Source organism: Paractinoplanes polyasparticus, from assembly GCF_019710575.1.
Classification (GTDB): domain Bacteria; phylum Actinomycetota; class Actinomycetes; order Mycobacteriales; family Micromonosporaceae; genus Actinoplanes; species Actinoplanes polyasparticus.
Genome location: NZ_JAHWFK010000004.1, coordinates 137,163 through 160,932 on the forward strand (window position 1 = coordinate 137,163; position 23,770 = coordinate 160,932).

At 72.2% G+C, this 23,770-nt stretch carries 19 protein-coding genes; 7 read left to right on the plus strand and 12 right to left on the minus strand.

Going from position 1 to position 23,770, the window contains the following annotated elements:
- The first annotated feature begins 13 nt into the window (after window positions 1-13).
- Window positions 14-541 carry a DUF402 domain-containing protein gene (locus tag KXC43_RS06615; RefSeq protein WP_221375044.1) on the plus strand — a complete coding sequence of 176 codons (528 nt, stop codon included), beginning with the start codon at window positions 14-16 and terminating at the stop codon, window positions 539-541.
- Here the strand turns inward: KXC43_RS06615 and KXC43_RS06620 are convergent.
- Genes KXC43_RS06620 through KXC43_RS06645 form a run of 6 tightly spaced genes read right to left on the minus strand, consistent with a single transcriptional unit; the run spans window position 522 to window position 7,617 of the window.
- Entirely contained in the window at window positions 522-2,477 is a 1,956-nt protein-coding gene (locus KXC43_RS06620; protein ID WP_221375045.1) for a hypothetical protein, read from the minus strand. The genes KXC43_RS06615 and KXC43_RS06620 overlap by 20 nt on opposite strands.
- Entirely contained in the window at window positions 2,407-3,552 is a 1,146-nt protein-coding gene (locus KXC43_RS06625) for a glycoside hydrolase family 130 protein (protein ID WP_221375046.1), read from the minus strand. Before KXC43_RS06625 ends, KXC43_RS06620 begins: the two co-directional genes overlap by 71 nt.
- A 1-nt stretch (window position 3,553) precedes the next feature.
- Window positions 3,554-4,384 carry a carbohydrate ABC transporter permease gene (locus KXC43_RS06630; RefSeq protein ID WP_221375047.1) on the minus strand — a complete coding sequence of 277 codons (831 nt, stop codon included), beginning with the start codon at window positions 4,382-4,384 and terminating at the stop codon, window positions 3,554-3,556.
- The gene (locus KXC43_RS06635; protein WP_221375048.1) at window positions 4,381-5,298 is read right to left on the minus strand and encodes a carbohydrate ABC transporter permease; all 918 of its coding nucleotides are present in this window, start codon (window positions 5,296-5,298) and stop codon (window positions 4,381-4,383) included. The genes KXC43_RS06630 and KXC43_RS06635 overlap by 4 nt, the downstream gene beginning before the upstream one ends.
- Window positions 5,298-6,584, minus strand: a complete 1,287-nt coding sequence (locus KXC43_RS06640; RefSeq protein ID WP_221375049.1) for an extracellular solute-binding protein — start codon at window positions 6,582-6,584, stop codon at window positions 5,298-5,300. Before KXC43_RS06640 ends, KXC43_RS06635 begins: the two co-directional genes overlap by 1 nt.
- Window positions 6,585-6,597: 13 nt before the next feature.
- Complete coding sequence (locus KXC43_RS06645; RefSeq protein WP_221375050.1) at window positions 6,598-7,617, minus strand: LacI family DNA-binding transcriptional regulator; 1,020 nt, start codon at window positions 7,615-7,617, stop codon at window positions 6,598-6,600.
- A gap of 188 nt (window positions 7,618-7,805) precedes the next feature.
- Here KXC43_RS06645 and KXC43_RS06650 point away from each other — a divergent pair, with 188 nt between their 5' ends.
- The 6 genes from KXC43_RS06650 to KXC43_RS06675 all read left to right on the plus strand — a co-directional run bounded on the left by KXC43_RS06650 (window position 7,806) and on the right by KXC43_RS06675 (window position 15,927).
- Window positions 7,806-9,479 carry a CocE/NonD family hydrolase gene (locus KXC43_RS06650; protein ID WP_221375051.1) on the plus strand — a complete coding sequence of 558 codons (1,674 nt, stop codon included), beginning with the start codon at window positions 7,806-7,808 and terminating at the stop codon, window positions 9,477-9,479.
- A gap of 36 nt (window positions 9,480-9,515) precedes the next feature.
- Window positions 9,516-10,469, plus strand: coding sequence for a helix-turn-helix domain-containing protein (locus KXC43_RS06655; RefSeq protein WP_221375052.1), 954 nt, complete (start codon window positions 9,516-9,518; stop codon window positions 10,467-10,469).
- Window positions 10,470-10,528: 59 nt separating this feature from the next.
- The gene (locus KXC43_RS06660; RefSeq protein WP_221375053.1) at window positions 10,529-11,470 is read left to right on the plus strand and encodes an AraC-like ligand-binding domain-containing protein; all 942 of its coding nucleotides are present in this window, start codon (window positions 10,529-10,531) and stop codon (window positions 11,468-11,470) included.
- A gap of 79 nt (window positions 11,471-11,549) precedes the next feature.
- On the plus strand, window positions 11,550-14,273 hold the full coding sequence (locus tag KXC43_RS06665) for an AAA family ATPase (protein WP_255643663.1): 2,724 nt from the start codon (window positions 11,550-11,552) through the stop codon (window positions 14,271-14,273).
- A 74-nt stretch (window positions 14,274-14,347) separates the two neighbouring features.
- Window positions 14,348-15,136: an alpha/beta fold hydrolase gene (locus KXC43_RS06670; protein WP_221375055.1), complete on the plus strand. Its 789-nt coding sequence runs from the start codon at window positions 14,348-14,350 to the stop codon at window positions 15,134-15,136.
- Complete coding sequence (locus KXC43_RS06675; RefSeq protein ID WP_221375056.1) at window positions 15,133-15,927, plus strand: alpha/beta hydrolase; 795 nt, start codon at window positions 15,133-15,135, stop codon at window positions 15,925-15,927. Before KXC43_RS06670 ends, KXC43_RS06675 begins: the two co-directional genes overlap by 4 nt.
- Window positions 15,928-15,929: 2 nt before the next feature.
- On the opposite strand, the gene KXC43_RS06680 is transcribed toward KXC43_RS06675, so the two are convergent.
- The 6 genes from KXC43_RS06680 to KXC43_RS06705 all read right to left on the minus strand — a co-directional run bounded on the left by KXC43_RS06680 (window position 15,930) and on the right by KXC43_RS06705 (window position 23,749).
- Window positions 15,930-17,465 (minus strand): sensor histidine kinase, encoded by a 1,536-nt coding sequence (locus KXC43_RS06680; RefSeq protein WP_221375057.1) that lies wholly within the window; start codon window positions 17,463-17,465, stop codon window positions 15,930-15,932.
- Window positions 17,466-17,569: 104 nt separating this feature from the next.
- A complete protein-coding gene (locus tag KXC43_RS06685) occupies window positions 17,570-18,502 on the minus strand; it encodes a hypothetical protein (RefSeq protein WP_221375058.1) in 933 nt (310 codons plus the stop codon).
- A complete protein-coding gene (locus KXC43_RS06690) occupies window positions 18,499-18,960 on the minus strand; it encodes a hypothetical protein (RefSeq protein WP_221375059.1) in 462 nt (153 codons plus the stop codon). The genes KXC43_RS06685 and KXC43_RS06690 overlap by 4 nt, the downstream gene beginning before the upstream one ends.
- Complete coding sequence (locus KXC43_RS06695; RefSeq protein ID WP_221375060.1) at window positions 18,957-20,132, minus strand: macrolide family glycosyltransferase; 1,176 nt, start codon at window positions 20,130-20,132, stop codon at window positions 18,957-18,959. Before KXC43_RS06695 ends, KXC43_RS06690 begins: the two co-directional genes overlap by 4 nt.
- The gene (locus KXC43_RS06700; RefSeq protein ID WP_221375061.1) at window positions 20,129-20,992 is read right to left on the minus strand and encodes a patatin-like phospholipase family protein; all 864 of its coding nucleotides are present in this window, start codon (window positions 20,990-20,992) and stop codon (window positions 20,129-20,131) included. Before KXC43_RS06700 ends, KXC43_RS06695 begins: the two co-directional genes overlap by 4 nt.
- Window positions 20,993-21,010: 18 nt before the next feature.
- Complete coding sequence (locus KXC43_RS06705) at window positions 21,011-23,749, minus strand: helix-turn-helix transcriptional regulator (RefSeq protein WP_221375062.1); 2,739 nt, start codon at window positions 23,747-23,749, stop codon at window positions 21,011-21,013.
- Window positions 23,750-23,770: the final 21 nt, after the last annotated feature.

The window sequence follows — 23,770 nt, forward strand, 5'->3', positions numbered from 1 at the left end:
ATAGTGTGTCGCCGTGGACGTCGAAGTTGTCTTCACCAAGTACGGCGGTCAGTTGCACCGGCGTTCCACGATGCGCCGGCTCGGAGTGGACGAGTACGGCACGTGGCTCGGCGCGTCCGCCGGCACGACTGTGCACTCCGGTATTCCGGGGCGGAGTTTCGTCAACGAGCATGTCACTGTGCGGCTCGTGCCGGTCAGCCGATGGTGGACGGCGATCTTCTTCGCCGAGCCCAACACCTGGGACGTCTACTGTGACATCACCACCCCGGCGGAATGGCTCGGTCCGGGCTCGGTCACCCTGGTCGACCTGGATCTCGACCTGCTGCGCAATCGCGACACCGGGCACGTCGATCTGCTGGACGAGGACGAGTTCGCGGCCAACACCCTGACCTACGACTACCCGGCCGATGTGGTGAACCGGGCCCGGAGCACGGCTGATCGCCTCGCTGTCGACGTTGCCGGCAACGCCGAGCCCTTCGGAAGCGCTTGTCTCCGCTGGCTCGACGTTGCCGGCACGTCCGTCAGGCCCGGACCACAGTGAATCCGCCGGGCAGCACCAACGCGCGGGAACCTGAGGCGCGGGAACGGCGAACCCCGGCGGCGTCGTACGTCTCGATGGTCGCCGGGCCGTCGACGGGCACCGTCTGAGGTGTGCGGGCGGCGCTGCGCAGCAACGTCGTCGTGTGGCCGCGGCCGCCGATGACGTAACGCGAAACCAGCGGTTCGAGGATGACTGCGTCCACCACCGCTTCGCCGCCGGTGGCGGTCGCGACCAGGTCGGTCCGGCCGGGCGGCAACTCGCCGGTCAGGGTGATCGGCAGCAACGCCCCGGGCGCCGGTGAGTTGCCCTGCGGGCCGATCTGCCCGTGTCGCACGCTGCCCAGCGACCGGCCCGAAGACGTCCAGCGGGTGACCGCCGCACTGCCGGGTTGCAGGTTGACCACCGGCAGCACCAGTTGGGGTTGGGTGGCCGGCGGCACCGTGAAGCGGGCGGTGGCCCCGGCCGGCATCCGGACGTACTTGTCGCCGCTGTACTGGGATTCCCCCGTCCAGGGCGACGGCGGTGTGACCACGGCAGCGCCGCCGGCCAGCACCGTCGATTCGGCCTCCACAGTGGTCGAACCGACTCGTGCGACGATGCGGCCCTGGCGCGCCAGGTCGAGCACGTCCGGGTGGGCGTCCAGGGCCAGCATGCTGAGCAGGCCGTGGATGGTCGATTCGGCGCCGGCGTTGCGGTTGACCGTGCCGTCGGCCGCGATGCCGTCGACCGTGCGCCCGGTGGCCGGATCGTAGGCGGGCACGCCCGCGGCGTTGGCTCCGAAGTACCAGGCGGCCACGATGCCGGCCACCTGCCGGAAGCCCGCACGGCCGGTCGACGACGCCACCGCGAGCAGCGACTGGATGCGCGAGTCGACCCCGTACGCGATCTGGTTCCTGTCGATCCGGGCGGGCAGGCGGCCGTTGTCGGGGCCACCCGAGGTGAGCAGCCATGGCGTGAATACGGCCGCATCGGTGACCGCGGGGCGTACGAAGCTGTCGTCCCCCAGCACCTGGCCGGCACGAGCCAGGGCGGCCGGCATCTGTGAAGCCCAGGCGTGCCAGTCGGATCGGGACAGCGCCCACGGCAGCACCGCGCCGAACGGCCACCGACGGAACGAGCCGTCCGACATCGCCGCGATGCCCTCGGACAGCTGCCGCAACACGCGCCGAGCGGACGAGGGGCCGCCGGCCGACACGTAGGCGGCCAGGCCGAGCGCCGCCTCGGCGCTGGCGTCGGCGCCGTCGACGACCAGCCAGGCCGGGACTCGTTCGCCGTCGATGATCTGCCACTGGCCGTACCGGGAAAGGTCCAGCGCCCCGATCGCCAGGTCGAGCCGCTCCTCGAGGAACGCCGCGAACGCTCGGTCGGCGGAACGGAAGGCCGCGTACCCCTCCCCCAGCGCCCAGATCGCCCGGGCCAACCAGTACGACGGCCCGCTGTCGGACGGGTCGGGCAGCTCGACCGGCTCCGGGCTCGCGTTGAACGTGCCGTCCGGTTGCATCCACAGCACGAAGTAGCCCGAGGACAACGTCTGGAAGTAGGTCAGGCCGCGCAGCAACTCGTAGGCCGCCGCGCGACTGGACGCGGAACCGGTCTGCTTCCAGTGCCGGATGTAGACGACCGCCGCGCGCGCGATGTCGTCCGAGTTGAAGGCGCCCTGCCCGTAGGTGTCGGTGGCCGCGTCGTACGGCCCGCCACCGATCCGGCGATAGGCGCCGTCCGCGTTCGGCTCGGCATAGGTCCACAGCACACCGATGGGCGAGGCCGGCCGGTACGTGGTGTGGCTCGCCTGCGCGGGCGGCGCCACCGAATCGCGCAGGAAGTCGAGGTGCGCCGTGTTCGTGAGGCGCGTGGACGAGGCCGAACTAGGTGTCGAGCTCAGCAGGGGCGCTGTCAGGGCTAACCCGCTGCCCAGCAACACGGAACGGCGTTTCATGGCTGACTCCTTCGGCGGAGGACGGGAGACGGTCGAGGCGAGCGACGCCGATCTTGCTGTCCGCCATGCCGTAGAAGACGTAGTGGACGCCGTCGACCTGCTCGATGGCGGTGGGGAAGACGACGTTGGGCACGGTTCCCGACTGCTCGTCGGCCGTCTCGGGGACGAAGATCGGTTCGGTCGTGCGGTCGAGGACGTGGCTCGGGTCGGCCGGGTCGAGCAGCATCGCCCCGGCGGCGTACGTGACTCTCTGGTTGGTCGGGTCGAAGCCGGGCGGGATGTAGCCGGTGACCCCGTGGTGGATCAGCAGCCAGCCCTCCGGCACCCGCAGCGGCGGCGGCCCGGCCCCGATCTTCAACGCCTCGTAGCCGAACTCGGGAAGGGCGACGCAGCGGTGGTTGCGCGGCCGGACCAGGGCGTTGATGTCCGCCGCGACCTCGTCGGCGGGCACGTACGAGATCCAGATCCCGGCCCGCTCGTCGGTGATGCCGGCCGGCAGGTGCACGCCCTCGCCGGGCCGGAACCAGCCCAGGTCCCACATCGGGCGGTGGATCATCGCGTAGCTGAGCCGCCCGTCCGGGTCGGGCACCTGCTCGGGGAAGAAAACGGCGTCCTTGTTGGGGAACAGGTTGAGGTCGGTGTCGAGGTCGGGCTGGTACGCGAACTGCACCGGCCCGAGCCGGGTCCAGTGCTCCAGATCCTCGGACACCGCCAGGGCGAGCTTCGGCCCGAGCGGACCGAAGGCCACGTACGTCATGAGGTGCTTGCCGAGGCTGGGCACCCACGTCGTCCGCGGGTCCTCGACGCCGGCGTTGTTGAGGCCGCGCTCCCAGCCCTCGTCGGGTGAGAGCACGATCCCACGGCGTTCGACTCCCACGGGTACGCCGTCCTTCAGCTCCACTTCGGCCAGTCCGACCCGGGACACGTTGCCCGTGGCCACCATTCGCGGCAGCAGAAACAGGCGCCCGTCCGGCGTACGGCCGCTCGCGGGATTGAGAACGCCCTCGGCCTCGAGAGGGTCGCCGGTCTCGGGCGCCATGACGACGCCGAGCCGGGTCAGGGTGTAGGGAACCATGTCAGCCTTTCACGCCGGAGCCGATGTCGGTGGAGATGAACTGCCGCTGGAAGGCCACGAAGAGCGCGACCGCGGGCGCCGCCAGCACGCACGCGCCGGCGAGGATCGCGCCGAACGGGTTCGACGCCCGCGACGACACGTTGCTGATGTAGTTGGCCAGCGAGACGGCCAGGGGCTGCATGTCGGCGTCCTTGGTGACCAGGAACGGCCAGAGGAACTCGTTCCACGGTCCGATGAAGGTCAGCAGGACCGCGGTGAGCAGAGCCGGGCGTACGAGGGGAAGGGCGACCGACCGCAGGATCCGCAGTTCGCTCGCGCCGTCGAGCCGGGCCGCCGCGAAGAGGTCGTCCGGCAGTTGCAGGAAGAACTGCCGGAAGATGAAGACCGCCGTGGTGTTGATGGCGAACGGCAGGATCATGCCGAGGTAGTTGTCGGCCAGCCCGTAGCCGCGCACGATCAGCACGTACAGGGGAATCAGCAGCAGCTGGAACGGGATCACCTGCACCAGCAGCACGAGCGCGAACAGCACGCCCCGCCCGCGCCACTGCAGCCGGGCCAGCGCGTAGCCCGCGACAGTGCCGAACACGACGGTCCCCAGCAGCACGCCGCCGGTGAAGATGCCCGAGTTGACCAGCGAGCCGAGCAGGTCGACCCGCGAGTTGATGTCCTGGTAGTTGTCCAGCGTCAGCCCCGAGGTCGGGAACGCGCCCTTCACGGACGTGTCCGGCGACGACTGCAACGAGCCGATCAGCATGTAGTAGAAGGGGAACAGGAAGATCAGTGCGCCCAGGAACAACAGGAAGTAGCGCACGACGGTCGGCCAGCGCCTCATGAGTCCCGCCCTTCGATGAACCGACGGTTGAGGTACGCGACGACCAGCGTGCCGAGCACCAGGATCACGCCCAGCGCGGCCGCGAAGTCGGGCTCACCCTGCTGGATCCCGCGCTGATACATGATCAGCACCGGCGAGGACGAGGACCCGTTCGGGCCGCCGCCCCCGGTCAGCAGGTAAGGCTCGGTGAACAGGTTGGCCCCGGTGATGAGGGCCAGGATCACCACGAGCGCCGTCGAAGACCGCACCGCCGGCACGGTCACCGACCAGAACTTGTTCCAGCCGTTGGCCCCGTCGACCGAGGCCGACTCGTAGAGCTCGTTGGGCACGTTCTGGAGCGCGGCCAGATAGAGCAGAATGAAGAAGCCGAGCTGCTTCCAGGTCACGAAGAACGCGATGACGGGCATCGCCCAGCCCTCGTTGACGAGCCACGACGGGTCGGGCGCGAGCGGGCCGAGCAGCGAGTTGACCAGGCCGCCCGAGTTGAACAGGAACAGCCACACGCCGACCACGGCGACGCTCGCCGTCACGTACGGGACGTAGAACGAGACCCGCAGGAACGTCCGGGCGTGTACCACCCGGTTGAGCGCTACCGACAGCACGAGCGCGAGACCGGTCGTGAGCGGCACGTTGATGACCAGGAAGATGAGAATGTTCTTGAACGCCTGCCCGACCGCGGGGTCGGTGAGCGCCGCCTTGTAGTTGTCGAGCCCGACGAACGGGTGGTCGACGATGGCGCCGGGCGCGGCGAAGAAGTAGTCGTGGAAGCTCATCCACACCGAGAACCCGAACGGGTAGGCGAAGATGACCGCGAGGTAGACGGCGTAGGGGGCGGCCAGGATCATGCCCACCGGGTGGCGGCCGAGAAGGCCCGCCGCCCGGTTGCGCTTCACGGCCGCGGTTGCGGCCGCCATCAGGAGCCGCTGGCCAGTTGGTCGACCTTCTCGGCGGCGCCGGCGAAGGAGTCGGCCACCGGCTTCTTACCGAAGATCACCGATTCCGAGTACGCGTCCCGGAACGCCTGCCAGATGGCGACGGAGTTGGGCACGTTGGGCACCTCGACCGTGCGCGCGGCCTGGTCGGCGAACGGCTTGTAGTCCGGGTTCTTCGCGAAGTAGTCGGGGAAGGCGGTCTGCAGGTCCTTGCGCAGCGGCATCTGGCCGGTGGCGTCGAGCAGCTTGCCGTCCTGCTCCTGGCTGGTCGCGAACTTCATGACCTCCCAGGCCGTGGCCCGGTTCTGGCAGGCGCTGTACATGGCCACGTTCTTGGCGTCGCTGAACGTCTTGATCTGATCGGCCGGCTTGCCGGTGGAGGTCGGCACCGGGACGGTTCCCCACTTCACCTTGTCGCCGTACACCTTGATCGCCCACGGGCCGACGATCGCCATCGCCGCCTTCTTGTCGGCGAACGAGTCCCCGTTGTACATCTCCTTGGGCGCCAGGCCCTCGTCGTACAGGGTCTTCCAGAAGTTCGCGACGGCCTGGCCCTGCGGGGTGTTGAACTGGGCCTTCTTGTCCTTCACGAGCTGCGTGCCGTCGGTCTCGGCGGCGAACAGCGGGTAGAAGTCGAACCAGGACTGGAAGAACTCACTGCTCGGGGCGGGATAGATGGCGGCCTGGGCGGCCTTCGAAGACTTGATCTTGCGAGCGGCGGTCAGGAACTCGTCGTACGTGGCGAGAGCGGGCTTCTCCGGGTCGATCCCCGCCTTGGCGAAGATGTCCTTGTTGTAGATGATCCGGACCGGGTTGGACTTCCACGGCAGCTGGTAGAACTTGCCGTCCGGCGACTTGTACTGCTCGGCCGTGTCGCCCGTGCGGTCGGCGATGTACTGCGCGCCGCCGTCGAACGAGTCAAGGGCGACCAGGCCGCCCTGCTTCTGGAACTGCGGGACGGCGGCCGGCGCCGTGTTCCAGATCAGGCAGGGCGCGTTGCCGGCCGTGATCGCGGCGCCGATGACCTCTTCCGAGCTCTTGCCGGCCGGGATCTCCTGCGCGGTGATCTTCTGGTCGGCGTGCTGACCGTTCCACGACTCGACCATGGCCTTGCCCCAGGCCAGCTCCTCCTGGTTGTTGGAGAGCCAGATGGTGATCGGGCCGGTGGCGGCGTTGGCCTGGTCGGCGTCCCCACCGCCGCCGCCGTCGCAACCGGCGACGACAGCTAGCGAGAGGGCGAGAAGGGCGGCCGGGAGGGTGCGTTTCATCGTTTCTCCGTTCTTACTGCGGGGGCGGGGGCGCGGTGGACGCCCGGATTACCAGCTGGGCGGCGGGAACGGGTACGTCGTCGACCGTCCCGCCGTCGATCAGATCGAGCAGAGCCTCGGCGGCTTTCCGGCCCCACAGGTACGGGTCGGTGCGCACGCTGGTGAGCGCGGGACTGACATAGCCCGCGAGGTCGGTGTTGTCGAAGCCGGTGACCGACAGCTCGGCCGGCACGGCCCGGCCGCACTCGACGGCGACGGACAGGCCGGCGATGGCCATCAGGTCGTTGGAGTAGACGATCGCCGTGACGTCGCTGTCCAGGAGCCGTCGGGTGGCCGCTGCTCCCCCCGCCGCCGAGAAGTCGGCCTCGACAACCGGCCCGGCGGGCAGGCCGGCCTCGGCCAGGGCGTCCTCGAACGCCCGGCGGCGGCGCGAGCCGTGCAGGAAGTGGGCCGGCCCGGCGACGTGGGCGATGCGGCGGTGCCCCAGGCCGGCGAGGTGTTCCACCGCCGCCGCGATTCCCGGCCGGTCGTCGACCAGCACGGCCGGGAAGCCGCTGGGCACGTCGGGCCGGGCGATCGAGACGGCCGGCATCCCCAGCTCTTCGAGCAGCGCCATCCGCGGGTCGTCGACGCGCAGGTCGAGCAGGAACACCCCGTCGACCCGGCCGGCGCCGGCCAGCCGCCGATAGCCGGCCTCCTCCTCGCTCTCGGGCACGACCTGCAGAACCAGGGCCTGCCCGCGGTCGGAGAGCGTGCGCTCGACGCCGGCGATGAAGGACGGGAAGAACGGGTCGGCGCCGAGCAGTTCGGGTTCGCGGGCGAGAACCAGGCCGACGGCGAACGAGCGGGAGACGGACAGGGCCCGGGCCTTGGTGCTCGGCGTCCAGCCGAGATCCCGCGCCGCGGCCAGGATCCGCTCGCGAGTGTCCTCGGAGACTCCGGGCCGCCCGTTCAGAGCGAACGAGACGGTGCCCTTGGAGACCCCGGCGGCGCGCGCCACGTCGCGGATCGTCGGCCTGTCTGCCCTGGTCATTGCACCTCTTCGGAGTTACTAAACCGGTTTGATCGAAACATAGACCGGTTTCCCGGATCGCACAATCGGAGGCGTCGAACGGACGAACGGCTGTCGTGACATGTCCGAACAGATATCGAGAAGACGGCCTGCTCCCGCCGCCGCCGTCATGCTGAGCGTCGTACCCGGTCATGGGTTACGTTGCGATCATGGCGAAGATCAGCAGGTTGGCCGGACTGGCCGCGGACCTCGCGCTCGGACTGCCGGTGCGGGCCGTGCCGTACGAGATCCGCCGGGACGTCTCCGTGCCGATGCTCGACGGCGTCGCGCTGCTGGCCAACCACTACCGGCCGGTCGGGGTGGACGGGCCGCTGCCGGTGGTGCTGATCCGGGTGCCGTACGGGCGGGACGGCGCGTTCGGGCAGGTGTTCGCGGCGCCGCTCGCCCGCCGCGGTTTCCAGGTGTTCATGCAGGCCACGCGGGGCACGTTCGGGTCGGGCGGGCAGTTCCGGCCGTTCACCACCGAGCGCGACGACGGCCTGGCCACCGTCGACTGGCTGCGCAAGCAGGAGTGGTGCGACGGGCGGATCGCCATGATCGGCGGCAGCTACTTCGGGCACACCCAGTGGGCCGTCGCCCCGTACGCCGACCCGCCCCTGACCTGCGTCGCCCCGCACATCACGTCGGCCAACGTCACCAACCGCCTGTTCTACGAGCAGGGCGTGCCGTCGATCCACACCGCGCTGAGCTGGTCGGCCCAGATCGGCCGCCAGGAGCGCCCGGGGCTGCTCGCCGGGATGCCCGACCCCCGGGTGCGGACGCGGGTGCGCCGGGCGCTGGGCCGGCTGCCCCTGCAGGCGGTCGACGTTCAGGTGGCGGAGGCGCCGGTGCCGTTCTGGCGGGATTTCGTGGCGCACGCCGAACCGGGCGACGACTTCTGGGCGCAGGCCGACCACGACGGAGCCGACCTGAGCCGGATGCCGCCGGTCAGCATGGTCACCGGTTGGTGGGATCTGTTCCTGGGCGGCAACCTGGCCGACTACACGGCTCTGCGCGCGGCCGGGGTGCCGGCCCGGCTCGTCGTCGGGCCGTGGCTGCACGGGGAACCGGGCGAGTTGCGGACGATCGTGCGGACCGACGCGGCCTGGCTCGACCACCACCTGCGCGGCGGTCCGGCGCCGTCGGGCGCGCCGGTGCGCGTCCACCTGCAACGGGCGAACAGGTGGCTCGAGTTCGAGGAGTGGCCGCCGAACGCCGTACGGGAGAAGGTCCTGATTCTGGGCAGCGGCGGCGGCCTGGCCGAAGTGCCTGAGCCCGAGGACCGCGGTGGCCCGAGCCGGTTCACCTACGACCCGGCCCGCCCGACCCCGACCGTGGGCGGCCCGCTGCTGCAGCCGCCGGGCAAGCAGGCCGACAACCGGCTGGTCGAGGCGCGCGACGACGTCCTCGTCTTCACCGGCCCGCTGCTGTCCGAGGATCTCGACATCGTCGGCCCGGTCAGCGCGACCATCCACGTGCGCACGTCCATCCCGTACGCCGATGTCTTCGTCCGCCTCTGCGACGTCGACGAGAAGGGTGTCTCCCGCAACGTCGTGGACGGCATCCGCCGGCTCGACCCGCGCACCCTCGACGCGCCCGGCATCGAGCCCGGCCCCGACGGGGTCCTGGCCGTGCCCGTCGAGCTGTTCCCCACCGCCTACCGCTTCCGCGCCGGGCACCGCCTGCGCGTGCAGGTCAGCGGCGGCGCGTTCCCCCGTTACGCCCGCAACATGGGCACGGACGAGCCGTTCGCCACCGCCACCGCCGGCCGCCCCTGCCATTTCGAGGTTTTCCACGACGCCGCCCGCGCGTCCCAGATCACTCTGCCCGCGCTGGACGGCTGATTCCGGTCGCCGTCCGGCGGTGCGACACTCACCCCCATGGGGTACGTGCTCGACACCGCGGCGCTGGCCGCGGAACAGCGGGTCGAGGCCGTGAACGCGGCGATGCTGTATGCCTCGGCGCCCTGTCACGTGCTGCACGAGGATCCGGCCGGCGCGGTGCACGCGCGCCTCGAGGTGTGGGAGTTCGGCGAGGCCAACATCTTCACGCACCGGTCGTCGGGGATCCGGTTGCTGCGTACGGCGAAGCTGGCCCGGCAGGACGCCATGCCGGTGGTCGCGCTGGCCGTGCAGCAGCGGGGCGACGGGCGGATCGAGCAGGGCGGGCATCAGCGTGTCGTCCCGCCGGGTGAGCTGCTCGCCGTCGATCTGTCGGCGCCGTACGACTATTCGTGGTCGGGCGACGGCGGGGCCGGGGCGCTGCAGATTCCGTACGACCAGCTGGGCCTTCCGCTCGACGTCGTGCGCCGGGCCTCGGCCGAGCTCACCAGGAGCCCGATCTACCGCCTGGTCACCGCGCACATCGCGCAGCTCGGCCACGACCCGGCCGGTATCACGGCGGATCCGGCGGCGGCCGCGGCCACGGCGGCCGCCAGCATCGACCTGGTGCGGGCGCTGCTCGTCTCGGCCGCCCGCTCCCGGCGGCACGCCCGGCCGGTGTTCGCCGAGACGCTGCTGACCCGGATCCGCGCCTTCACCCGGCTGCGCCTGGCCGACCCGGAACTCACGCCCGCGATGATCGCCGCGGCGCACGGCATCTCGCTGCGGCAGCTCTACAAGCTCTGCGCCGACGCCGGCCTCAGCCTCGAGCAGTGGATCATCACCGAGCGCCTGCACCGCGTACGCCAGGAACTCACCCGGCCCGACCGGCGGCACCTGCCGATCGCCGCGATCGCGCTGCGCTGGGGTTTCCGCGATCCCACCCATTTCACCCGCCGGTTCAAGGCCCGGTACGGCGTGACCCCCTCACAATGGCGGCAACGTGCACAGTAGGCCGACAACGCTGCACCGAGGGCCGATGCCCCGGCGCTGATGATCGCTACGGTCGGCCCATGCTGGTTCTCGACACGGGAGCGCTCCCGGCCGCCGACCGCGCCGCGGCCTTCCAGGCGACGGTCAGCGCCAACTGTTCGTCGAGCATGGCCTCGTTCGAGGACCCGGCGGCCATCCGGGCCCGGATGAGCGTGGCCGACTTCGGCGCGGCCAAGGTGTTCACCATCGACGCGTCGGGGACGGTGCTGCGCCGCACACCGAAGATGTCGCGGGCCGAGACCGAGCGGTCCATCGTGCTGGCCCTGCCGATGCGCACCGACAACCACATGACCTGGGGCCGCGAGGAGCGCCTGTTCGGGCCGCGCGACCTGATCCTGGTCGACCTCTCCCAGCCGTACGTCTACGGGTGGAAGGGCAGCGGCGCGTCCTACGCCCTGCACGTGGACGTCGAGCACCTGGGCCTGCCCCGCGATCTGATCCACACGGCGGCCCGGGAGCTGCGGGGCAGCCCGCTGTACGACCTCGTCCGCGACCACGTGGCCCGGGTGACGGCCCAGGCCGATCTGCTGGCGGCAGGCGCCGGAGCAGCCGAACTGGGGGCCGCCTCGGCCGAGCTGATGCGGGCCCTGGTGGTCTCGGCGGCGGACGACGGCCGGCGGCTGCGCGAGGCGATGCACTCGTCGCTGACGGCGCGGGTGCAGGCGTACGTGCGCAACAACCTGCGCGACCCGGAGCTGACGCCGGCCCGGATCGCCGCGGCCAACGCCATCTCGGTCCGGGCGCTCTACAAGATGTACGAGTCGCTGGGCCAGAGCCTGGAGCAGTCCATCATCGAGCAGCGATTGCAGGGGGCCCGCAGCGACCTGACCTCGCCGCGCCGCCGCTACACGTCGATCGCGGCCGTGGCCCGCGCGTGGGGCTTCTCCAACCCGAGCTTCTTCTCCAGCCGTTTCCGCGAGGCGTTCGGGGTCACCCCACGCCAGCTCGTCAGCCGGCCGTGAATGTGCACGCAGGCGTCAGACCTGTGCGCGCTCAGAAAACATCGGCCGTCGCCGAGGTGCGAGGTTCCTTGTCGTGGAGATGCACGGCCGCAACAGTCAACTATCGGTAGTGGAAAGCCTCCTGGGTGAGGCACGCGCGAAGCGGGGCGGGGCGCTGGTCGTCCGCGGCCACGCCGGCATCGGCAAGACCATGCTGCTCGCCGTCGCACGCGACCGGGCGACCGCCTCGGGCATGGTGGTGCTGCAAGCCAACGGCGCCGAGGCCGAGACAGCGCTGCCCTTCGCCGGGCTGCACCAGCTGCTCGCACCCCTGCTGGGCACTCTGTCCCGGCTGACCCCACGCCTGCAGCGCACGCTTCGGGGCGCCTTCGGCCAGGACGACACCCGGCCCGACCTCTTCAGTCTCGGGCTCGCCGTGCTGGAGTTGCTCGGCGAGCACGCGGCCCGCAGTCCCCTGCTCGTCGTGGCCGAGGACGCGCACTGGCTCGACCCCGAGACCTTGGAGGTGCTCGCGTTCGTGGCCCGCCGGCTGACAGTCGAGCCGATCGCCGTCCTGTTCGCCGTGCGGGCTCAGCACACCGATGTGCTGTGCCGGACCGGCCTGCGCGGGTTGCACCTGGCCGAGCTGGGCGACGACGCCGCGCGGCGGATCCTGGACGACCACGCGGCGGAGTTGCCGCCGCGCCTGCGGGACCGGATCCTCGCCGAGGCCGCCGGAAATCCGCTCGCGCTGGTCGAGCTGCCCCGCCTGCTGGCCTCGGAGAGCGGGCAGACCGGCCCCGACAGCGCGCCCGAACTGCTGCCGCTCAACGACCGGCTGGAGTCGGCGTTCACCGACCGGTTCGAGCAGATGCCGGCCGAGACCCGGGCCGTGCTTGCCGTCTTCGCCGCCGACACCGGCTGCCCGCTGCCCACTCTCCTGGCGGTGGCCGCGATCCTGACCCGCACCGAGGTCACCGCCGAGGCGATCCAGCCCGCCATCGACGCCGGCCTGCTGCAGGTGCACGCCCAGCGCCTGCGCTTCCGGCACCCGCTGGTGCGCTCGGCGGTGTACCGGTCGGTGAGCGACATCGCCCGGCTGACCATCCACTCGGTGCTGGCCGGCACGCTCGACGACAACCCGGACCGGCGGGCCTGGCACCGCAGCGCCTCCACGCTCGGGCCCGATGACGAGGTCAGCGCCGAGCTGGAGGCGGCCGCCGGGCGGGCGCTGGAACGCGGGGCGCTCGGCGTCGCGGTCACCGGGCTCGACCGCGCGTCCGAGCTCACCACCGATCCCGTACGGCGGTCGTCGCTGCTGCTGAGCGCGGCCGACCTGGCCTCGCAGCTGCACGACCGGCGGGTGGCGGCCCGGCTCGTCGCGCGGATCGACCCGCGGCCGCGGGACGTGACCGAGCGCGGCCGGTTGGAGGTGGTCCGCGACATGGTGGAGCCGGGCGACGTCCGCGACCTGGCGCGGATCGACGAGCTGTGCGGGCACGCGCTCGACGCGTACGCGGCCGGCGACACCGGGCTGGCCGCGATGCTGTGCTGGCGGGCCGCGTCGCGCTGCTGGTGGGCCTGCCTGCCGCCGGAGGCCGGGGCCCGGGTGATGACCGTCTTCGACAAGCTCGGCCTCGACGACGACGATCCGCGCGCGCTGGCCGTCGCCGCCTACGCCCAGCCCGACGCGCTGGGCCCGGACGTGCTGCGCCGGCTGCCCACGCTGACACCCGACCGCACCGACACCGACGGCCTGCATTTCCTGGGCGGGGCGGCGCTGGTCCTCGGCGACTTCGTCACCGCCTCGTCGATGATGACCACCGTGGCCGCCGGATACCGCGCGCAGGGGCGGGTGGCGCTTCTCGCCCGCACGTTGTCGTCCGCCGGTTTCATCCGGCTGTGGCTGGGGCGGTGGCCGGCCGTGCGGGCCGACACCGAGGAGGCGGAGGCGCTCGCCGAGGAGACCGGCGAGCAGTTCTGGGTGGTGGCCGCCCGGGCCAGCCGGGCGTTGCACGAGGCCATGGCCGGCAACAGCGGCCCGGCCACCCGGCTGGCCGATGCCGTGCTGGCCAGCCCGCTCGTGACCGGGGTGCGGTTCGCGGCCGAGGCCGCCCAGCACGCGCGGGGCGTCGCGGCCAACGCCGAGGGGCGCTACGAGGAGGCACTGGCCATGCTGACCCGCGTCTTCGACCCGGCCGACTCGGTCCACCACCTCGACATGTCGGGCTGGGCGCTGCCGGATCTGGCCGACGCCGCCGTCCGGTCGGGCCGCCGCGGCGAGGTGAGCGGGATCGTCGGACGGGCGCGGGAGCGCGCTGAGCGGTTCCCGTCACCGATGCTGCAGCGCTCTCTCGCGTACGCGGAAGCCGTTCTCGCCCCGGACGAGCAGGCCGGACCGGCGTTCGCGCACGCGTTCGCGCTCGACCACACCGAATGGCCGGTGCACCGGGCGCGGCTCCAGCTCGCGTACGGCACCTGGCTGCGCCGCCGCAAGCGGATCCTCGAATCCCGGCCGTCGCTGCGGGCCGCCCGCGACGGCTTCGACGAGCTGGGCGCGCATGCGTGGGGCCGGCTCGCCCGCGAGGAGCTGCGCGCCTCGGGCGAGGAGAGCACCGGCCGGGCCGTGCGATCCGGGGAACGACTGACCGCCCAGGAGCTGCAGACGGCCCTGCTCGCCGCGGCCGGCCTGAGCAACCGCGAGATCGGCCAGCGGCTGTTCCTGTCGCACCGCACGGTCAGCTCCCACCTCTACCGCATCTATCCCAAGCTCGGCATCAGCGGCCGTTCCCAGCTGCGCGCCGCCCTCGACGCACTTCCCTGACGCAGTCAACATACGGATTTGCCCGCCGCCCGTCCCCGGCAGATTGACCGGCAGATGTTCTGGAAGGAGAACCCATGTCACCCACCCGCCGGACCCTGCTCGCCGGATCGGCCGCAGCCGCCACCCTGGCCGGGCTGCCCGCCGCCGCGGCGCAGGCCAGCCCGTCGTCCCGCCGGAAGAAGCCCACGATCGTCCTCGTGCACGGCGCCTTCGCCGACGCCTCGGGCTGGGAGGGCGTCGCGCGCATCCTGCAGCGCGACGGCTACCGGGTGCTCGCCCCGGCCAACCCGCTGCGCAGCGTCGCCGGTGACGCCGCGTACCTCGGCAGCGTTCTTGCCACGCTCAGCGGCCCGCTCGTGCTCGTCGGCCACTCGTACGGCGGGGTGGTCATCACCAACGCCGCGGTGGGCAACCCGAACGTCAAGGCGCTGGTCTACGTGGCCGCCTTCGCGCCCGACAAGGGCGAGACGGTGCAGGGCCTCCAGCTGAAGTACCCCGGCACCAAGCTGGGCGAGCCCTCGCTCGACTTCCGTCCCTACCCCGGCAGCATCGACGGCTACGTGAAGCCCGAGTTCTTCCGGGAGGTCTTCGCGGCCGATCTGCCCAAGGCCGCCACCGACTTCATGGCGGCCGCGCAACGGCCCGGCGACGTGCACACGCTGGGCGAGCCGTCGGGACCACCGGCGTGGAAGACCATCCCGTCGGCCTATCTGGTGGCCCGCAACGACAATCTCATTCCCGCCGCCGCCCAGCGCTTCATGGCCCGGCGGGCCCGCGCACGCGTCACCGAGGTCGACGCCTCGCACGTCGCGATGATCTCGCAGCCCCGGGTGACCGCCGCCCTCATCAAGGAGATCGCATGAGCACGATCGTTCTCGTCCACGGCCTGTGGGTGACGCCGCGCAGCTGGGAGCACTGGGTTCCGTACTACGAGGCACAGGGACACACCGTGGTCACGCCGGCCTATCCCGGGTTCGAGGTCGAAGTCGAGGCGCTGCGGGCCGATCCGGCGCCGATCGTGGCCGCCACCGTGCCCGAGACCGTCGCGCACCTCGAGAAGGTCATCGCCGGGTTGCCGGAGAAGCCGATCATCATGGGGCACTCGTTCGGCGGCACGCTGACCCAGCTGCTGCTCGACCGGGGGCACGGCGCGGCCGGGGTGGTGATCGACTCGGCGCCACCCGAGGGCGTCCGGGTCAGCCCGCCGTCGCAGATCAAGTCGCTGTTCCCGATCCTCAACAACCCGGCCAAGCGCCACCAGGCGGCCGGATTCACGCCCGAGCAGTGGCACTACGCGTTCACCAACACCCTGTCCGAGGCGGACTCGCGGGCCGCCTACGACCGGTACGCGATTCCCGCTCCGGGCAGCTGGGTCTGGGCGTACGGGCTGCTGGCCAACTTCACGCCGGGCAAGCAGGAGACCTGGGTGAACTTCCACAACGAGGACCGGGCGCCGCTGCTCTTCCTGGCCGGCGGGGCCGACCACATCATGCCGCCGTCGGTGAACAAGTCGAACGCCCAGCACTACAAGGCGGCCGGCACGATCACCGAGTACCACGAGTTCCCCGGCCGCTCGCACTGGACCTGCGCCGAGCCGGGCTGGGAACGGGTGGCCGACCGGGCCCTGGAGTGGGCCCTGACGCACGCGCGCTGATCTCAATCGGGTGAGGAGTCGGGCAGGGCGGGGATCGTGAACCAGATCGACGCGCCCTGCTCGACGTCGTGGTCGAGCCAGATCCGGCCGCCGTGGTATTCGACGATCTTCTTGACGATGGCCAGGCCGATGCCGGTGCCCTCGTACGCGTCGCGCGGGTGCAGGCGCTGGAAGATGACGAACACCTTGTCGGCGAACTCGCGCTCGATGCCGATCCCGTTGTCGCGCACGTTGATCTTCCACTCGTCGCCGTCGCGCTCGGCGGTCACCCGCACCTCGGGCGGCACGTCGGGGCGGCGGAACTTCAGTGAGTTGCCGATCAGGTTGACGAACAGCGTCGTCAGCAGCGGCTCCTCGCCCTCCACGGCCGGCAGGTCGCCCCAGCTGATCCGCGCGTCGTCGCCGGCCCGGGCCTCGAGCTGCGACTTCACCTCGGGCAGCACCTGGTCGAGCTCGACCCGCTTGAAGCCGGCCGTGAGCCGGCCGATGCGGCTGAACGCCAGCAGGTCGTTGATCAGTCGCTGCATCCGCTCGGCGCCGTCGACCGCGAAGCCGATGTACTGGTCGGCGCGTTCGTCGAGCTGACCCCCGTATCGCCGCTGAAGCAGCTGGCAGAAGCTGGCCACCTTGCGCAGCGGCTCCTGCAGGTCGTGCGAGGCGACGTAGGCGAACTGCTCGAGGTCGCGGTTGGAGCGGGTGAGCTCCTCGGCTTTCGCCTCCAGCCGCTCGTTGGCCGATTCCACCTCGGCCCGCGCCTCCCGGACCAGCGTCAGCTCCCGCGCGATCTGCCGGCGCATGCCGTCCACGTCGGCGGCGAGGCTGCGCAGCTCGGGCGAACCGCCGCTGGTGATGGGCCGCTCGTAGTCGCCGCCGGCCACCTGGCGCACCTGCCCGGCGAGCTCGGTGACCGGCCGGGCGACCAGCCGGTTGAGCAGGATGAGCATCAGCGCGCCGACCACGATGACGATGAGGGCGGCGCCGATCTCGAGCACGACCAGCGTGGAACCGGTGCGCCGGGCGGCCGCGGCCGCCTCGTTGCGCAGGTCGAGAATGTCGGCCTGGAGCTGGTCGACGGCGGCGCGCAGGGCGTCGAACTGCTCGGTGCCGATGTTTCCGGTGGAGTCCCCGTCGATGACCGGCTGAGCCACGGTGCGGCGCCAGTCGGCGGCCCGGTCTCGCACGACCTGCAGGCTGGTGGTGATGGCCGCCGTGCCGTCGGACGCGTTCAGCGTCTCGATCCGCGTGAGCAGGTCACGCTCGGTGATCATCCCTTCCTCGTACGGCTGGAGGTTCTCGGCCGACCGGCTGAGCGCGTATCCGCGTACGCCGGTCTCCTGGTCGAGATAGGCCGAGTAGAGCTCCTGGCCGGCGACGCGCATCGGCCCGGTCTTCTCGAGGATCACGTCGAGGTTGTCGTTGCTGTCGACCGCGGTCACGGCGGCCAGCGCACCGATGCCGGCCAGCAGAATCCCGGCCACGGTGAACAGCACCGCCACCCGGCGGCGCAGCGTCCACCCTCGCAGGCGTGCGCGGAACATCGGCTCTCCTCACGACAAAGGCACCGAAGTATGGCGCACGCGTCCGGCGCGGTCATTGTCGGATGGCAAGTTCCGGATACGCCGGACAGCCGGTGCGGAGCGCCTTACCCCGCCGCGTACCGTCCGTCGCTGACGTGCTGACGGATCAGCCCGATCACGGTGGCCGCTGTCCGCTCGAGATAGGTACGCCCGTCCGGCATCCGGACCTCCGGGCTGATGTAGCTGCGCGGGCCGACGTGGGTCGCCGGGTCGAGCCGATGCACGGAGACCTTGCCGTCCCGGACCGCCCGGTTCCACCCGCTCGCGCGCAGCAGCGGCCACCGCGGGGGGAAGATCCGGGCGCCGAGGTGCTCGATCCAGTCGGCCGAACTGGTGATCACGTCGAGGCGCCGGGCGTGGGTGAGGTCGTTGGCGCCGTTGTGGAAGCCGCCGATCGAGATCAACAGCAGCGGGCACCGCAGCTGGGTCCAGAGGCCGTTCACCGCGCCCGTCGCGAGCTGGGCGCCGCCGCTGTAGCTGAGCAGCACGACCGGCACCCCGCTGTCCGGCTGGTAGCCCGCGAGCCGCAGGTGGGCGGCGATCTGCGAGCCGACGGCGCGGTTGTAGTGCGGGCGGTAGCGGCGGTCGGCGGCGATGAAGATCTGCATCACGTTGTGCAGGAACAGCGCCAGCCCGGCCCGCCGCCGCAGCCAGGCCCACACCCGCCGGTCGGCCAGCGGATCAGCCAGCGGCGAGTAGGGCAGCACCTGGCCCAGCACCCGCAGTTCGGGTGCGCCGTCGAGGACGGCCTGGACGAGCCGGCCGCCGTCGCGGGTGTCGCGGAACCGCCGCTTGCCGATGCCGTCCAGGTAGACCAGATAGGCGTCGGGCGGGCGGTCCGCCTGCGCTCCCCGGGCGTACGGCATCCCGGCCGGCAGCGCCGTCGCCTGGGCTCGCCAGCCGGCGGCGTAGGCCAGCAGCTCGTACCGGGCCAGCAGACCCTCCACGAGCAGCACGGCGCCGATCCCGGCGAGCAGCAGCAGCCCCAGCCCGATCATGCGACCACCGCCGGCATCCGGCGCCGGTGCAGGCGTACGACCACACGGCGGATCCCGTCCACGGCCGCAGCGAGTCCGATGCCGGCCACGGCCACGCAGCCGGCGGCCGCCCACCAACCGATTTCGGCGGAGGCGGCCAGCGCTCCGGTGAGGCCCGCCCCCACTCCGAGCAGCAGCAGTCCGTGCAGCGCCGGGCCGAGCAACGGGAACGCCAGGACGGCGGACAGCAGGAGCGGCGCCAGCAGACTCGGAGTCCAGGACAGCGGTGCTCCTACGATCGCGGAGGCGAGGACGGGCCACAGAGCGAATACGGCCCCGTCCACGACGGTGCCGGTGAGCAGCAACCCGACCGCGCCGGCCCGCGACGCCCCGGACCGGCCCGCGACCACGGGCAGCACGCGCCCGGCGGCCTCGGACAGCCCGGCCAGCACCAGCAGCAGAGCGACGCCGGCGGTCATCGCCCGGCCGGCACGATCGTCAGGTAGCGCTCGATCTCGTCGACCGCACGCAGGTAGCCGCCCGCCTCCTGCTGGGCGGCGCGCACGGTCTCCGCAGCCGTCCGGAACCCCGGCTCGTCGAGCAGGCGCCGGGCCAGAGCGCGGACGACGTCCTCGCGGACCTGGTCGTTGGTCAGCGACAGGCCGGCGCCCAGGGCGACCACCCGCGAGGCCACCAGCGGCTGGTCGGCGCCCTGGGGCACGACCAGCATCGGCACGCCGGCCTGCAGGGCCTCGTTGGCGCCGTTCATGCCGCCGTGGGTGACGAACATGGCCGCCCGGGCCAGCACCTCGAGCTGGGGCACCGAGCGGTGGGCGATCACGTTGCCGGGCAGCGGGCCCAGCTCGGCCGGATCGTGGGCCCCGGTCGCGATCACCACGGTGCCGCCGAGCGGGGCGAGCGCGGCGGCGAACGTCCGCAGCAAGCGGGGGTCGGCGTCGAACACGGTGCCCAGCGAGGCGTACAGGACGGGGTCCTTCAGCTCGTCGATCGGGAACGACGGATCGGCCGGGCGGGCGCCGATGCTCGGGCCCACGAACCGGTAGGAATCGCCGAAGGCTTCCGCTCCGATCTGGAACGTGCGCGACGTGTAGACGAGGTTGAGCGGCTGGCGCAGGTTGCCCAGGTCGGTCAGGGGCAGCCCGCGTCCCAGCTTCGACCGGGCACGCAGGTAGCCGAGGGCGGCGCCGGGACGAGCCAGGGCTTCGGCCAGCAGCTCACCGGACAGGCGGGTCGGACTGAGCGCCTGGCGGTTGAAGGCGAACGTGGTGAACGACGACGCCGCGGGCACGCCGAGCTGCCGCGCGGCCACCAGACCCCAGGGGCAGGCGGAATCGTGGACGATCAGGTCCGGGCGGACGCGCCGCAGGTCGGTCAGCACGGCCGGCAGCAGCCCGACGGCCGCCTCGGCCAGCCCGCGCAGCAGGGTGAGCGGCGTCGGCGGATCGGGCAGCGGCTGCTCACCACCGGGATAGAGGTGCACGGTGGCGCCGGCCGCCTCGACCTTGGCCGCGAAGGCGGGCGAGGTGTGATAGATGACGGTGTGTCCCCGCCGGACGAGTTCGGCCACGACCGGCAGCGTCGGGTTGACCCGGCCGTGCATGGCGATGTTGAGGAACGCGATGGTGCTCATCGTTCGACCTCCGTTGATTCCGCCGCGGCCCGGTAGAGGCCGGGTCCGTCGATGTCCAGCCGGTCGAGGAAGTTCCCCGCCGCCGCGGCGGCGGTGCTGATCAGCCGCCGGGTCTGACCGAGATCCCAAGGCGCCGGCCAGGCCTCGATCCCGGTCGGCACCACGACGGTGGGGATGTGCCGGGACACCTCGAGCAGGTCGCGCTCGATCTGGTGGCGGAACATCAGCACTCCGGCCCGGGCGGCGATGGCGCCGGCCCGCCGGTGCGGCACCGCCGCCGGCAGCGAGCTGCTCTCCGGCCCGATCGAGAGGGCCAGCACGCTGGCCGCCCCGGCCTGCCACGCCGCCAGCACCGGCACGTAGGCGACCACCCCGCCGTCGACCAGGGTCCGGCCGTTCCGGACGACCGGCGGCAGCACCCCGGGGATGGCCGCGCTGGCGAGCAACGCCGATTCGAGATCTCCGTGGTCGAGCCGCACCTGGTCGCCGCTGGCCAGGTCCATGGCGACCGCGGTGAACGGGATCGGCAGCTGCTCGATCGCCGCCGGCAGCCCGGCCGCGGCGATCAGCCGGCGCAGGCCACGGTCGGCGAAGACGCTGGCCCGTGAGGACAGGTAGCCCAGCGGGAAGACGTCGCGGCGGCGCAACCGGCTCCACACCTGGTCGAGCCACGGCGCCGCGTCATCGGGGTGCGCGGCCGCGGTGGCCCCGGTGAGCGCGCCGACCGAGGTGCCGACGATCAGGTCCGGTACGAAACCGCGCTGCTCCAGCGCGTAGCCGGCGCCCACGTGGGCCGCGCCGAGCACACCGCCGCCACCCACCGCCACGGCGACGGGCCGGGGAAGGCTGATCGATCCCATGTCAGCGAGACCGGACAGTCACCCGATCTGTGACGGCGGGCGGAGCTGTTTACGGGAACTGATGCCGAGTTTCGTGAAGACCTTGCGCAGGTGCCACTCGACGGTGTGCTGGCTCAGGAACAGCTGGGCGCCGATCTCGGCGTTGGTCATGCCGCTGCCGGCCAGCGTGGCGATGTGGGCCTCCTGCACCGTGAGGCTGTCGGCAGCCCAGGCAACAGGGCCGGCGACCGCCTCGCCCGCGGCGGCCAGTTCGTGGCGGGCGCGCTCGGCGAAGGCGTCGGCGCCGGCCGCGGTGAGCATGTCGTGGGCTGTCCGGAGGTGACCGCGGGCATCCCGGCGCCGGTTCTCGCGGCGCAGCCATTCGCCGTACAGCAGGTGGGCGCGAGCCAGCTCCATCCGCAGCCGGGTCCGGCCCAGATGGTCGATCGCCTGGCGGAAGCACGCCTCCGCCTCGGGGCCGGTCCGCAGCAGCGCGGTGCAGCGGGCCAGCACGCCCAGCGCCCAGTCGGTTCCGGCGGCGTTCAGCCTCGGGGCCAGGTTCCCGTACGCCTCGGTGGCGAGCTCCGGCTGGTCGGCGCGGAGGGCTGCCTCGATGAGCTCGGCGTGCGACCAGTACCAGACGCCCGACTCGTTCGGATGCTCGATCGCGGCGCGCGCCGCGGACAACGCCTCCTGATATCGGGCCACGCCGTTCAGCAGTACCGCCCGAGTCCAGTGGATGACCATCACGGCGGTGTCCTCGCCCCGCGCGACCACGTCGGCCGTGGTCGCCTCGATCAGCGGCGTGGCCACGCCCTCGTCGCCCTTGAACGCGGCCATGGTCAGCGAGCCGTACGGCGCCAGGGCGACGGCCGTGGCGTCCCCGATGGCGTGGATCTCGGCGACCACCGCGGCCGCCGCCGCCCGCTCGCCGCGGAACATCTGCAGGCACACGAGCGAGTTGAGAGTGAGCGGCAGCACGCTGAGATCGCCGAGGGCGCGAGCGGCGCGGACGTGCCGGTGGTTCAGGACCGCCCACGTCTGTTCGTCGAACATCATGGCGCTGGTCACCACGGCCAGCCACAGCCACGGCTGATCCGACTCCTCCTCCACCCGGAATGCCCGGAGGGCCTCCTGGGCCAGGGGCACGGCGGCCACGTAACCCTCGGTCCAGAGCACAGCGAGGCTGGTGAGCAACAGGTCACCGGGCCGGCGGTGCAGGGGCACCGGCGCGGCCAGCACCGCTCGCGCCACCTCGTCGAGGCCGGCGCCGTCGGCCATCCCGCCCGCGAGCAACGCCGCTCCCAGCGCGTCCCGGTACGTGTCCCGGGCCAGCTCCAGGTCGAGCGGCTCCAACCGGCGGGCCGCCTCGAGCAGCAGGCGAGGCGCGGTCATGTCGTGGCCGGACGCGAACGCGATCTGCGCCCGCAGCAGGTTCACCCGCGCCAGGTGCCGTTCGTCGGCCGGCCCCTCGGCGGTGAGCAGCAGCTTCGACGCCACCTCGAAAGCCCCGCAACTCAGCTCGGCCTGGGCGGCGGCCAGAGCCCGGCGTGCCCGGGCCGACGGGTCCGGGGTGAGCTCGGTTGCGCGCCGCAGGAACTCGGCCGCGGCCGCTATGCCACCGCGGAGCTGGGCCCGCTCGGCCGAGCCGACCAGGTCGGCCGCGAGCCCCTCGTCGGCATCGTCGGCCGCGTGCGCCCGGTGCCAGGCGCGGCGATCAGGGTCGGCGATCGGGTCGGTCGCCTCCCCGAGGGCGCCGTGCACCTCGCGGCGTTCGTGCGGCGCCGCCACCCGGTAGACCGCCGTCCGGACCAGCGGATGCCGGAATCGCACCCGGGAGCCCACCTCGATCAGCCCCGCCTTCTCGGCCGGCGCCACCGCGCTCATCGGCAGGCCGAGCAGCGTGGCCGCGTCGCGCAGCAGGCCGGCGTCGCCGAGCGGTTCGGCCGCCGCCGTCAGCAGCAGCTTCCGGGTCGCCGCGGGCAGCGACCCGACCCGCAGGGCGAAACTCTGCTCGATTTTGCTGGCCAGCGGCCGCGCGTCCGGCCGCCCGAAGCCACCGGCCAGCTCGGCCGCCGTCAGCCCGCGGGGCAGCTCCAACAGGGCGAGGGGGTTGCCCCGGGTCTCGGCCACGATCCGGTCCCGTACGCGTTCGTCGAGCCGCCCGGGGACGGCCGCCTCGAGCAGGGCGCGCGCGTCGTCGCCGCTCAGCCCGCTGATGACCAGATCTGGCAGGCCCCGCCAGGCGCGACCGGCGGCCGACTGCCGGATGGCGAAGACGACCCCGACCCGCTCGGCTAGCAGCCGCCGCGCGACGAACGTGAGCGTCTGCACCGACGTCTCGTCCAGCCACTGCGCGTCGTCGATCAGGCACAGCAGCGGCCTGCCCTCGGACACGGCCGCCAGCAGGCTGAGCACGGCGACGCCGAGCAGGAGCCTGTCCGGCGAGCTGCCCGCGCTGTAGCCGAACACGACGGCCAGCGCCTCACGCTGCGGGCCGGGCAGCCGGTCGCGGTGCTCCAGCATCGGCGCGCACAGCTGATGCAGCCCGGCGAAGGGCAGCTCCACCTCGGACTCGACGCCCGCCGCGCGGGCCACCCGGAACCCGGACGACCGTTTGCCGACGTAACGGAGAAGTGCGGACTTTCCGATTCCGGGTTCACCGTGCAGAAGCAAGGCTCGCCCGCGCCCGGAGCGCACGTCGCTGACCAACTGGTCGAGAAACGCACACTCCGCGCGCCGTCCACGAACCTCGCGCGCCGCAGCACCGCTGGTCATGGGCTCAACCCCTCCCCCGAT